This is a genomic window from Clostridium kluyveri (genome assembly GCF_001902295.1).
In the GTDB taxonomy this organism is placed as follows: Bacteria; Bacillota; Clostridia; order Clostridiales; family Clostridiaceae; genus Clostridium_B; species Clostridium_B kluyveri_B.
In genome coordinates this window covers 1,735,706-1,748,971 of sequence record NZ_CP018335.1, presented here as the reverse complement: position 1 = coordinate 1,748,971, position 13,266 = coordinate 1,735,706, and the positions used below count along the sequence as shown (strand labels likewise).

Genomic DNA, 13,266 nt, shown 5'->3' with positions numbered 1-13,266 from the left:
GATTGATATACATTTTACTTTACATCCAATAAGAATTCTTTATGAAGTGCATTTATGGCTCTTCTTGTTTCACTACCTTTAACAAGACACCATATAGTAGTGTGTGAATCAGCTGTCTGAAGCACTTCTATACCCTCTTCATACAACACCTTTAATATTCTGGCCATAACTCCTGGTATACCTCTCATACCGCTTCCTATAAGAGCTATTTTGCTGCAGTTTTCTATTAAAGAATATACAAGCTCTAAATTCTCAGCTATTATCTTAAAATTATCTATATCTTTATTATCTATAGTAAAAATCTGCTTACTCGGAAATACATTTATTAGATCTATACTTATCGAATTATTGGCCATTTCGTCTAGTAAGGTATTATATATTCTATCATTTTTATTGTAACTTACTGTAACTTGAATTCTATTATCCATAGAAGTTATGCCACTTATTACCTTATCCGACTCTCCTATAACAGAATTGGTTATTATTGTACCCTTGCAATCATTTAAAGTATTCTTTACAACAAGAGGTATATTACCACTCATGGCTATTTTTACCGCCCTTGGATGTATTACTTTTGCCCCTTGATCTGCAAATTGAAACACCTCATTATAGCTTATTTGTTCAATTAAAAATGCTTCTGATACTATTCCTGGATCTGCTGTCATTATTCCATCTACATCTGTATATATTTCTATGGATTCAGAATCCAGGGCAACCCCTAAAATTGATGCAGTAACATCACTTCCACCTCTTCCCAAAGTAGTCATATGCCCACTTTCACTTTCTCCTTGAAACCCTGCAACTATAGGAATTTTGCCTTCATTAATTAAATTTAACAATCTTTCTTTTTTTACTTTTAAAACGGAAGCATTATTGTAATTATCATCGGTAATTATACCTGCTTGTCCCCCAGTTAAAGGCACTGCCTTTAGACCTTGACTTAAAAGTTCATCTGCTAAGACCACTGTACTTATGATTTCACCACAGCTTATAAGTAAATCTACTCCTAAAGGATTTTTAATTTTAAAATCTTCTTTTATTAATGAAAGTAGTGTATCTGTAGCATAGGGTTGGCCTTTTCTACCCATGGCAGACACTACCACAACCGGACAGAATCCTTTATCTTTTGCTTTTAATATTTTATTTACTACCTGTTCTCTTCTCTCATGAGTAGAAACAGAAGTACCTCCAAATTTTTGAATCACTATTTTCATATTAATCCTCCATTACACAACTTATTATGAAGTAATTCTCAGGTTTAGATAGAGTTTGCTCATAATAAATACTTTTCTCCACACGAACCTTAGAAGAACTTACCCATACGTATACTAATTATACAATATGCTTATAGTGGATAATATGTTAATTAGTGTATACTATTTTAACGTACCTTTTTAAGGGATTTTTCATCCACATCTATTATAATAGTTTTAGTACCTATTTTCTTTACATATTCCCAGGGTACTTCTATAAATTCATTTTTTCCAAAAATACTAAATCTTGACTTACCATCATTTAAAATAAGCATTTTTAAAATCCCCTCTGAATCCACTATTATGTCGTTATTGCCTAAAAAATTAAATTTATTGCCATCATTTACATTTATAATTTCATATCTTTCCATATCACTGTAAAATTTTATATTTTCATCCATACTTACATCCCCCTATGTTTTATCTGTTATATTATATTATGAGTAATATAATATACTTATTACAGGGTTTAGGTATAAAGAAATAAATAATAATTTAAAATATATGAATCAGTGATTCTAAATTAAATTCTTCTTTGATTTTTTAAATGAAATACTATCCTTCTCTAATAAATTTTCTATAACAGGCATATCTATTTCTTTTCCTACAAAAGATGAATTTACTATACCTTTATAAAATGTATTTTTCATTATCCTTTCAATGCTTTCCTCATCTATCTCATTTATCTTGGCTATAATATTTTCCGGTATATTCAACCTATTTAAAAGCAGAAGAGATTTTCCATTATTGAACATTCTGCTGCTTATACTTTCAAGTCCCAATATATAATTTCCCTTTAACTGTTCTTTTAATTTTTTTAATTTATCTTTTGTTATAATTGAGGTTGAAAATTTTAGCATTTCATCTTTTATTCTCGCTATTACATCATAAGCATATTTGGCATTCAATCCTGCATAGACAGTCACTGCCCCTACATTATTAAAAGAGGTTATATAAGAATATATTGAATAACAAAGTCCTCTTTCCTCTCTTATTTTCTGAAATAATATAGAAGAAGCCATCCCTCCATACATGTTGTTTAAAATTAAGAGAGTATAAAGATCATCACTACCATTTTCCACTCCTGGTATACCTAAGCTGAGATGCAGCTGTTCTATATTCTTTTTTTTGAAAAAATGATTATTTAAAAACTCTGGTCTAGAATAATGAGTTACTTTTTTATTCAATATAGTCCATGTACCAAAATATTTTTCTATTAATTTTTCAACTTTACTTAGCTCTACATTACCTGCTATGGAAATTACAGAGTTTTCCGGTATATAATAAGAGGATATGTACTCTATCAAATGTTCTCGTGTAAAGGATTTTACAGTATCTATACTTCCTAATATAGGAAAGGATATAGAGTCTTTTCCCCACATAGCCTTGCTGTGAAGATCGGAAAGTACATCTTCTGGAGAGTCTTCACTCATATTTATCTCCTCAATTATAACTCCTTTTTCCTTTTCTATATCTTCCGGCAAAAATTTACTATTAAATAACATATCCGATATGACATCTATAGCCAAGTCCAAATGTGAATTTAATACCTTTACATAAAAACATGTAGCTTCCTTGCCAGTAAATGCGTTTATTTGTCCTCCTACATCTTCTATACACTCTGCTATTTCAAGGGCAGTTCTATTAGTGGTTCCTTTAAAAAACATATGTTCAATAAAATGAGATATCCCATTATTTTCATCATTTTCATTTCTTGAGCCATTTTTTACCCACAATCCCACACTTACAGAATTTACATAATCTATATCCTCTACAACTATTCTAAGACCATTATCCAGTTTAAATACATTATACAATAGAAATAGTCACCCCTTTTCCACATTAGTAACTTCAAAATTATAAAAATAGTTTAATTTAAAAAATAAAAAGGCACCTAAGCCCTTCTATTTTGCTACTTTTTTTGCATATCCTTCTCATTTTGTTCTTTCTTTTCTGAATCCTTTATAGCATCTTTTCTGGAAAGATTTATTCTTCCCTGATTATCTATTTCAATTACTTTAACTAATATTTCATCTCCTACAGAAACTATATCTTCTACTTTATTAACTCTTGTAAAATCTAACTTCGATATATGGACTAATCCTTCTTTCCCCTTGTGTATTTCCACAAAAGCTCCAAAGTTAGTTATCTTAGTAACCTTGCCCAAATATATTTCCCCCACCAGTATCTCCCTGGTAAGATCATCTATTATTTTCAATGCTTTTTTAGCACCTTCACTATCTTCTGACATAACAAATATCTTTCCATCTTCTTTTATATCTATTTTAACTCCAGTTTCTGCTATTATTTTATTGATAACTTTTCCCCCGGATCCTATTACATCTCTTATTTTATCAGGAGGTATAGACATTATATAAGTCTTTGGTGCATATTTTGATACTTCTGCCCTATGCTCTGGAATACACTGTTTCATCTTCTCAAGTATATATAATCTAGCTGTTCTTGCTTTTTCAAGGGTCTCTTTTATGCACTTATTGGATAGTCCATAAATTTTAGTATCAAATTGAATAGCTGTAATACCTTTCTCCGTTCCCCCCACTTTAAAATCCATATCGCCAAAAAAGTCTTCCAATCCCTGTATATCCGTTAATATCTCTTCCTGAGATAAGTCTTCACTAGTTACAAGTCCCATGGCTATCCCAGCTGCAGGTCTTTTTATAGGAACACCTGCATCTAAAAGTGCCAGTGTACTTCCACATATACTAGCTTGAGATGTGGAACCATTGGAACTTAAAACTTCTGATACAAGTCTTATGGTATAAGGAAATTGTTCTTCCACTGGTATAAGTGGTTCCAGTGCTTTTTCAGCTAATGCGCCATGACCTATTTCCCTTCTTCCAGGTCCTCTTAAAGGTCTAACTTCCCCCGTGCTATAAGATGGAAAATTATAATGGTGCATATATCTTTTAGAATCCTCAAGACCTACTCCATCAAGTATTTGTACATCACCTAGAGACCCTAATGTAACAACAGTCATCACCTGAGTTAATCCTCTAGTAAACAGTCCTGTACCATGGGCCCTTGGAAGAAATCCTACTTCACAGCTTATAGGACGTACCTCATCAAATCCCCTGCCATCTACTCTTCTATGCTCATTTAAAAGCATACCTCTAACTATTTCCTTTTTTACTCTATATACTATATCAGCTATATCACTTTTATTATCTGCATACTTTTCAGAAAACTGCTCTTCTAATTTTTCATCAATATCTTTTAAAACCTTATTTCTCTCATCTCTATCTACTATATACATAGCATCTTTTATCATATCAAAAGCAAATTCCCTTACCTCTTCTTCTAAATCCTTATCTACTTTATAAAGCTTAGGTTCATCTTTTTTCTTGCCATACTTTTTCATAACTTCTTCCTGAAATAAAGCTATTTTCTTGCATTCTTCAAATCCAAAAATTATGGCATCATACATAATGTCCTCTGGCACTTCGCATGCTCCAGCTTCCACCATCATGACCCTATCTTTAGTAGCACATACAGTAAGATTCAAAGTACTTTTTTCTCTATCCTCTAAATTAGGATTTATTATAAAATTTCCATCAACTAAACCTACAGCAACAGAACCTACAGGAGTCGTAAAAGGAATACTTGACATACAAAGTGCTAAAGATGCTCCATTCATAGCCACTATATTAGGTAAATTATCCTGATCTACAGATAATACTGTACACACCACCTGAACATCATTTCTGTATCCTTTTGGGAATAAAGGTCTAAGAGGTCTATCTATTGCCCTTGCATTTAATATTGCCTTCTCTGAGGGCTTACCTTCTCTTTTTATAAATCCTCCTGGAATTTTTCCAACAGAATATAATCTTTCTTCATACTCTATACTTAAAGGAAAAAAATCTATTCCTTCTCTTGGTTTATCTGAAGCATTTGCATTAATTAAAACCACTGTATCCCCATAGCTTATCAGCATACCACAATTAGACAACATACCTACTTTTTCACAGTCAACTTTTAAAGTCCTTCCTGCCACAGTAGTTTGGATAACTTCATTCATTAAAAAATTCCCTCCTCTCAATAAATTACAATTCCTTAAAATAATGGAGCGGTAAAAGCCGCTCCAAAAATTATTTTCTCAAATTTAATGCTTTAATAATAGCACGATATCTTTCAATGTCTTGCTTAATCAAATAGTTAAGAAGTCCTCTTCTCTTACCAACCATCATTAAAAGTCCTCTTCTTGAATGATGATCTTTTTTATGAATCTTCAAATGTTCATTCAAATGATTAATTCTTGTAGTAAGCAATGCTATTTGAACCTCTGGAGAACCTGTATCTCCTTCATGTCTTGCATACTTTTCCATTATTTCTTGTTTAACTGCCTTTTCCATTATGTTACACCTCCAATTGTTATTCCCCATTATCCCAAGAATGCCGTCGGCAAATCGAAATTCTTAGCATAAGGATCACGCCTGTAATTATAACAAATAAAATTCTTATTGTAAATTAATTTTTAAAATTAATTTGTAATTTTTTCTTACTTGCATATAATTTGTCTTTTTTTAGCTGATGAGCTAATTCCGATAAACTATTAAACTTCAATTCATCCCTAATTCTTTCCATAAAATGTATTTTTGCATTTTTTCCATATGCATCCTCATCAAAATTCAATATATGGGTTTCAATACTCAGCTTATTGTCACAGGTAGTAGGATTGTACCCTACATTTGTTATACCTTTAAATATACCATCATCCAGCTGTACTATGGTATAATAAACTCCACCTTTTGGTATTACAAATTTTTTATCATAATTTAAATTTATTGTAGGAAAACCTAGCTTTCTCCCGAGATGTTTTCCATGTACTACCTTCCCCTGTATTGCAAAAGGACGTGTCAAAAGCTTATTGACTTTTTTCATATCTCCCTCGTCTGATATAAGTGTCCTTATAATTGAACTGCTGACTACTTGCCCTTTATATTTCACAGAATCTATTACACTTAGAGAAAACTTATAATTTTTACTCATTTTTTTAAGTAAATTCACATCTCCAAGATTTTTATATCCAAATCTATAATTAAATCCTACCACTATTCCCTTAGCTCTATAGTTATTTAAAAGGTGAATTATAAAATCTTCGGGATGGATTTTCATGAATTCCCTATTGAAGCTTGCCATATTTATTATATCCAATCCAGCATTTCTTAATACACTTACCTTGCACTCAGTATCCATTAAAATTTTAGGTGCCAGATCCGGATTTATAATATTAAGAGGATGATTCTTAAAAGTAAACACCATACTTTTTGCACCATTATTTTTGGCAAGTTTAATAGTTTTGTTCACCAAACTCATATGCCCTAAATGCAGTCCGTCAAAACTCCCTAAAGCAATATATGTACTTTTCATAAAATGCTTTTCAAAATTATCTTCTATAACTATCATATCTGATTACCTCAAACAAACAATTTTACCATTTTAAATTGAAAATCTTTATTTATTCCAATACCTATAAATTTATTACCTTCTATATAAACTCTATATAGTTTATCTTTTATTGTTTTATTTAAAAAACTTTCATCTTTTATACTTATTCCATTTAATATCTTTTTTACATACCTATCTTCTACCAAAACTTCAGGATATCCATAAAGGGCCTTGTCTATGGGTATAATGCATTTTAATATATTTTCACTATCTAAATCCTCAAGAGCAATGGAATCTGCAATGTCAAAATTACCTGTAGACATTCTCTTTAAATTCCACATAGTACCTCCACAATTTAGATTGTTTCCAATATCATTACACAAACTCCTAATATAAGTACCCTTTGAACAGGTTACTTTAAATGATACATAGGGTAATTCTATTTTTACAATATCTATAGAATATATGGTTATTTTTCTTTTCTTTCTCTCTATTTCTATGCCTTTTCTGGCCAGTTCATAAAGTCTCTTGCCATTTACTTTCAGTGCCGAATACATAGGCGGCACTTGTTCTATTTCCCCTTGAAAGCTTAAAATTTCCTCTATTATATCTTCCCTTTTTAAATGAACATCTTTAGTATTTACTACACTTCCTTCTCTATCATAAGTTTCCGTAGTAATTCCAAGCCTTAACTCGGCCAAATATATTTTTTTACTTTGAACCATATAATCTGCAAATTTTGTAGCCCTGCCCACACAAACAGGAAGCACTCCCGATGCGATTGGGTCAAGGGTACCTGTATGACCTATCTTTTTATTTTTCAACATAAACTTTACTTTTCTAACCACATCAAAAGAGGTCATACCTTCAGGTTTATTTATATTTAAAATTCCATCCATCATAAGAACTCTTTTTCAACTTCCGCTAGTACTATATGTTTTACCTCTTCAATAGATTTACCTAGAATGACAAATCCACTGGCCCTCAAGTGTCCTCCTCCACCGAAAGTTTCTGCTATTTTTCTCACATCTACCCTGGATTTAGATCTAAGGCTTACCTTTACTCCTTCTTCAACTTCCTTTAATAGAACTCCCACTTCCACAGTGTCTATTTTCATCCCTATATTAATGATATCTGAAGTATCTGTATCTTTTATTATACCTAAACTAAAGAGCATATCCTTTGTAATTTCTATAGTACAGATCTTATCCCCTACTGCTAATTTCATAGATTCTATGGCTTTCCCATATAGCTTAATTCTCTGAAATTTTTTGTTTTCAAAAATGACTCTGTGTATTTCACTAAAATCTATACCCGTATTAATTAAATCCCCTGCTATAGTATGAGTTACAGAAGTAGTGGAAGGATATCTAAAAGAACCGCTGTCTGTAATTATAGAAGTATAAAGGCACTCTGCTATATCCTTATCCATATCAATTCCCATAAGTTTAATTATCTGATATATTATCTCCGATACTGCTGCTGCATTTGTGTCAACGTAATTCAAGTCTCCATAGAGTTCATTTGATAAATGATGATCTATATTTATTATAGTATAGCTTCTGTTTTCGAAGTTTAACTCCGCATTTATTCTCTTTACGTCTCCACAATCTAACACTATTACACATTCAGTATCCATACTTACCTTAAATTTTTTGTGGTCTATATTTTCACTGCCGCATAAAAATTTAAAATCTTCTAGCATTTCTTCTTTGGAAAGTAGTTCAACTTCTTTTCCAATTTTTTTTAAACCCTGAAATAATGCAAGTGAACTTCCAATGGCATCTCCATCTGGAGAAGAATGAAAAGTTATTGCAATCTTATTGCAGTGCTTTATTTTATTTATTATATCATTCATTATCATGTTTTTCATTCTCCTTTATTTTGTGGAGAAGTTCATTTATATGCATACCATACTCTATGGTATTATCCATTTCTATAATTATTTCCGGGGTATTTCTAAGTTTTACTCTATGCCCTACTTCCCTCCTTATAAAGCTTTCTGAATTTTTAAGTGCCTGAAATGTATCATCCTTAGATTTATCTTCTCCATAAATACTTACAAATACTTTTGCATATTTTTGATCTTTTGTTACATCCACTTTTGTAACACTTACCATGGCACTAAGTCTTGGATCTTTCATATCATTTCTAATTATATTACTTATCTCCCTCTTCATTTCCTCATTTATTCTTCCGCTTCTGTAATTAGTCATAAATTATCACCTCTCCATTTATAACTCTTTTTTCTTAATCTCTTCTATATCATAGGCTTCTACAATATCGCCCTCTTTTATATCGTTAAACTTTTCAATCGAAAGTCCACATTCATATCCTTCTGCCGCTTCTTTTACATCATCTTTAAATCTCTTTAAAGATGCAAGTTCGGATTCAAATATAACTATTCCATCTCTTATTATTCTAACCTTACAATTTCTAACCATTTTACCTTCTAGTACATAGCATCCTGCAATAGTACCTACGTTAGATATTTTGTAAATCTGCCTTATTTCTGCTTTTCCAAGTATAACTTCCTTGTAATCCGGCTCAAGCATTCCTACCATAGCAGCCTTTATATCCTCTATGGCATTATATATAACCCTATAAGTCTTTACATCTACAGATTCTTTTTCTGCAGCCGCTTGTGCATTACTATCAGGTCTTACATTAAATCCTATTATTATAGCATTTGAAGCTGATGCTAGGGTCACATCTGTTTCCGTTATAGCACCTACTGCACCATGTATTACTCTAACTTTTACTTCTTCATTGGAAAGTTTTTGAAGAGATTGTTTTAATGCCTCTATAGAACCCTGAACATCTGCTTTTACTATTATATTCAGTTCTTTTACTTTTCCCTCTTTTATCTGATTATATAAGTCTTCCAGTGAAACTTTATGAGTGGACTGCAAATACTCTTCCCTTATTTTTTGTTTTCTCTTTTCTGCTATATCCCTTGCAGTTTTCTCATCCTTAACCTGATGAAACCTATCTCCTGCTGCAGGTACCTCAGATAATCCAAGTATTTCTACAGGTATGGAAGGTCCTGCTGATTTAATTTTATTTCCTTTATCATCAAACATGGCTCTAATTCTGCCATAAGTACTTCCAACTATTATGGAATCTCCCACATTAAGCGTTCCATTTTGAATAAGAAGTGTTGCAACCGCTCCTCTACCCTTATCCAATTTAGCTTCTACCACTGTACCTTTACCATTTCTATTTGAGTTTGCCTTCAGTTCCTGCATTTCTGCCGTTAAAAGAAGCATCTCCAGCAGCGTATCAATTCCTTCTTTAGTATGTGCAGATACAGGAATACATATAGTATCTCCTCCCCAATCTTCCGGTACAAGTTCATACTCTGTAAGCTCTTGTTTTACTTTATCTACATTGGCGCCAGGTCTATCTATTTTATTTATAGCTACAACTATAGGAACATTTGCTGCCTTACAGTGATTTATTGCCTCAGCAGTTTGCGGCATTATTCCATCATCTGCAGCTACCACCAGAATAACTATATCTGTTATTTGAGCTCCTCTGGCTCTCATAGCAGTGAAAGCCTCATGCCCTGGGGTATCTAAAAAAGTTATTTTTTCCCCATTTATGGTAACGGTATAGGCACCTATATGCTGTGTTATTCCTCCTGCCTCTGTAGCAGTTACCTTAGATTTTCTTATAGCGTCTAAAAGAGATGTTTTTCCATGGTCTACGTGTCCCATAACAGTTACAACAGGAGGCCTTTTTTCTACATTAATATCTTCGTCCTCATCCTCATCTTGTTCTGCTACACCTTTATCAATATCTTCCTTCTTTTTTAATACGGTAATATCAAATTTTTCTCCTAATTTTTCCGCAGTACTAAAATCTATCTCCTGATTTATGGCTGCCATTACTCCCATAAATATAAGTTGTTTTATAACTTCTGTAATGGGTTTACCTATTTTTTCAGAAAATTCTTTTACTGTTATGGTATCTTCTATTTCCACTTCATGATTTTCTTTGGAAACTTGTTCTTCCAAGTTTTTTACAGGTTTATCCTGTTTATCCTTATTTTTATCTGCAATTTTAACCGTATTCCCGGTATTTTTTTTAAATTTTTCGGATTTTTCTTCTGGTAAATTTTTATATTTATCTTCTAAATATTCCTCTTTGTCTTCATTTTCTTCAATAAACTCCTTGATTAAATCTGCATCTTCTTCCTCTATTACACTCATATGATTTTTTACTTCTACTCCAAACTCCTCTAAAAGCAGTGTAATTAATTTTTTACTTGATATATTTAATTCTTTAGCTAATTCATAAATTCTTATTTTCGACAAACTATTCACCCCCGAGACTAAAGTTTTTCCTCTTGCTGCCATAAATCATATAATTTTTTTCCCATGTTTTTATCTGCAACTCCTACAACTTTTATCTCCTTTGTTCCTATTGCATTTCCAAGTTCTTCTTTACTATATGACAGCTTTGCGATTGGTATTTTATATTTATTACTGTAATTTAAAAATTTATTCCATGTATTTTCAGAAATATCATGACACATTACAATAAAATAGACTTTATTTTTTTTTATTTTTTCTTCACATATATTATATCCTTCTAAAAGCTTTCCTGCACGTTTTATTAACCCTATAAAACCCAAAAATTTATTTTTCATTTTCTATTTGTTCCTTTAAACTATTATATAATACTTCATCAATCTGTATTTCAAGATTTTTTTGAATTCTTTTATTCTTAAAAGCTTTTTCAAGACACTCGCTATCTCTGCATATATAGGCCCCTCTACCATTCTTTTTGCCTGTTGGATCTACAAAAACCTCTCCTTCTTTATTTTTTACTATTCTTATAAGTTCTTTTTTAGGTTTCATTTCCATACATCCCGTGCACATTCTCTGCGGTATCTTCTTCTTTTTCATACAAGCACCACCTTAATCAATTTTTTCATCTTCTACATCACTTTGTGATTTACTCTTTATGTCTATTTTCCAACCTGTAAGTTTTGCTGCTAATCTTACATTTTGCCCCTCTTTACCTATGGCCAGTGACAGCTGGCTGTCATCTACCACAATTTGAGCAAATTTAATTTCTTCATCCAAAGTAACATCTAAGACCTTAGCAGGACTAAGGGCGTTTGCTATATACTCTTCCGGAAGTTTACTCCATTTTATTATATCTATTTTTTCACTTTTTAACTCATTTACTATATTTTGAACCCTTACACCTTTAGGTCCAACACAAGCTCCCATAGGATCTACATTTTCGTCATTTGAATGTACTGCAATTTTTGTTCTAGAACCTGCTTCTCTTGCTATGGACTTTATATCGACTGTTCCATCAAATACTTCTGGCACCTCAAGTTCAAATAATCTCTTTATAAGACCTGGATGAGTTCTAGATATTACAATTTGAGCTCCCTTAGTAGTATTTTTAACTTCTACAATATATAGTTTCAGTTTATCATTGAAATTATATTTTTCTCCAGGTATTTGTTCGTTAGGTCCAAGGATCGCCTCAGTTTTTCCTAGGTTCACCAGTATATTGTTTTTATCTTTTCTAATTACAGTACCTGTTATTATATCATCCTCTTTTTCAACAAAATCATTATATATAATTCTTCTTTCTTCTTCTTTTATCCTCTGTATAACTACTTGTTTTGCAGCCTGAGCAGCTACTCTCCCAAATTTTCTGGGAGTAACTTCTATATTTACTACATCTCCCATATTATAATTTGGATCTATTTCTTTTGCATCTTCTAAACTTATTTCACTTACATCATCTACTACATTATCTACTATGCTTTTCTGTGAATAAACATGAATTTCTCCATTTTCCCTATTCATAGTAACCTTAACATTTTGATTGCTTATTCCATGTCCTACATAATTTTTTTTATAGGCAGCAACTAATGCATCTTCTATAGTTGTAAACAATAAATCTTCACTTATACCTTTTTCTTTAACTATTTCTTTTAAGGCTTCTATAAATTCCTGATTCATTTCAAAATATACCTCCTCTTAAAGATCATCTTTTAAATTTACAGTTGAAATTTTACTTTTTGGAATAACAATCTCTTCTCCTTCACAACTAACCCTTAGTACACTTTCATCAAAAGACAAAAGTTTTCCCTGATACTTTTTGTTTCCCTTTAAAAGTCCCTGTATATTAACTATCACATTAAATCCAATATATCTTTTAAGATGTTCATGGGTATAAAGTGTTCTCTCTATACCTGGAGATGAAACCTCTAAATAATAAGGATCTTTTATAGGATCTTCCCTATCTAATATATCACTGACTGCCCTGCTTACAGCTTCACAATCCTCAAGTGCTATATTTCCTTCTTCTTTATCTATAAATATTCTCAAATAATTATTATTTCCTTCTCTTTTAAATTCTAAATGATATAGTTCAAAATTCAAATTATCAACTATGGGTTTTATAAGTTTTAATACTCTTTCTTCCAATATATGATTACCCATTTTAAACCTCCTTACATATAATGTTACACACTCCCTTAAGAAATGTTAACAGTCATTAATAATTTAAAAACGCAACTTTCGCTGCGTTTTTGACAAATAGAAAGAGCGGGCTCAAACCCACTCCTACA

14 protein-coding genes are annotated in these 13,266 nt (G+C 31.6%); all 14 read right to left on the bottom strand.

The genetic code is table 11. The features are described 5' to 3' along the window. Window positions 1-14: 14 nt before the first annotated feature. Window positions 15-1,214 carry an aspartate kinase gene (dapG, locus tag BS101_RS08590; protein ID WP_073538452.1) on the bottom strand — a complete coding sequence of 400 codons (1,200 nt, stop codon included), beginning with the start codon at window positions 1,212-1,214 and terminating at the stop codon, window positions 15-17. 167 nt (window positions 1,215-1,381) lie between these two features. Then, complete coding sequence (locus BS101_RS08585) at window positions 1,382-1,654, bottom strand: YlmC/YmxH family sporulation protein (RefSeq protein WP_073538451.1); 273 nt, start codon at window positions 1,652-1,654, stop codon at window positions 1,382-1,384. A gap of 117 nt (window positions 1,655-1,771) precedes the next feature. Next, the gene (locus BS101_RS08580) at window positions 1,772-3,070 is read right to left on the bottom strand and encodes a M16 family metallopeptidase (RefSeq protein WP_073538450.1); all 1,299 of its coding nucleotides are present in this window, start codon (window positions 3,068-3,070) and stop codon (window positions 1,772-1,774) included. Between the two features lie 95 nt (window positions 3,071-3,165). After that, complete coding sequence (locus BS101_RS08575; protein ID WP_073538449.1) at window positions 3,166-5,292, bottom strand: polyribonucleotide nucleotidyltransferase; 2,127 nt, start codon at window positions 5,290-5,292, stop codon at window positions 3,166-3,168. 70 nt (window positions 5,293-5,362) lie between these two features. Continuing rightward, window positions 5,363-5,626, bottom strand: coding sequence for a 30S ribosomal protein S15 (gene rpsO, locus BS101_RS08570; RefSeq protein ID WP_012101825.1), 264 nt, complete (start codon window positions 5,624-5,626; stop codon window positions 5,363-5,365). Between the two features lie 115 nt (window positions 5,627-5,741). Further along, a complete protein-coding gene (locus BS101_RS08565; protein WP_073538448.1) occupies window positions 5,742-6,680 on the bottom strand; it encodes a bifunctional riboflavin kinase/FAD synthetase in 939 nt (312 codons plus the stop codon). Window positions 6,681-6,691: 11 nt separating this feature from the next. Beyond that, window positions 6,692-7,561: a tRNA pseudouridine(55) synthase TruB gene (gene truB, locus BS101_RS08560; protein WP_073538447.1), complete on the bottom strand. Its 870-nt coding sequence runs from the start codon at window positions 7,559-7,561 to the stop codon at window positions 6,692-6,694. Then, window positions 7,561-8,526, bottom strand: a complete 966-nt coding sequence (locus tag BS101_RS08555; protein WP_073538446.1) for a DHH family phosphoesterase — start codon at window positions 8,524-8,526, stop codon at window positions 7,561-7,563. Before BS101_RS08555 ends, truB begins: the two co-directional genes overlap by 1 nt. Then, window positions 8,513-8,878, bottom strand: coding sequence for a 30S ribosome-binding factor RbfA (gene rbfA, locus BS101_RS08550; protein ID WP_073538445.1), 366 nt, complete (start codon window positions 8,876-8,878; stop codon window positions 8,513-8,515). Before rbfA ends, BS101_RS08555 begins: the two co-directional genes overlap by 14 nt. A gap of 18 nt (window positions 8,879-8,896) precedes the next feature. Beyond that, a complete protein-coding gene (gene infB / locus BS101_RS08545; RefSeq protein ID WP_073538444.1) occupies window positions 8,897-10,981 on the bottom strand; it encodes a translation initiation factor IF-2 in 2,085 nt (694 codons plus the stop codon). A 17-nt stretch (window positions 10,982-10,998) separates the two neighbouring features. After that, a complete protein-coding gene (locus BS101_RS08540; protein WP_073538443.1) occupies window positions 10,999-11,316 on the bottom strand; it encodes a ribosomal L7Ae/L30e/S12e/Gadd45 family protein in 318 nt (105 codons plus the stop codon). Beyond that, window positions 11,306-11,575, bottom strand: a complete 270-nt coding sequence (gene rnpM, locus BS101_RS08535) for an RNase P modulator RnpM (RefSeq protein WP_073538442.1) — start codon at window positions 11,573-11,575, stop codon at window positions 11,306-11,308. Before rnpM ends, BS101_RS08540 begins: the two co-directional genes overlap by 11 nt. 12 nt (window positions 11,576-11,587) lie before the next feature. Continuing rightward, a complete protein-coding gene (nusA, locus tag BS101_RS08530) occupies window positions 11,588-12,655 on the bottom strand; it encodes a transcription termination factor NusA (protein ID WP_073538441.1) in 1,068 nt (355 codons plus the stop codon). Window positions 12,656-12,673: 18 nt separating this feature from the next. Continuing rightward, window positions 12,674-13,138 carry a ribosome maturation factor RimP gene (gene rimP / locus BS101_RS08525; protein WP_073538440.1) on the bottom strand — a complete coding sequence of 155 codons (465 nt, stop codon included), beginning with the start codon at window positions 13,136-13,138 and terminating at the stop codon, window positions 12,674-12,676. Window positions 13,139-13,266: the final 128 nt, after the last annotated feature.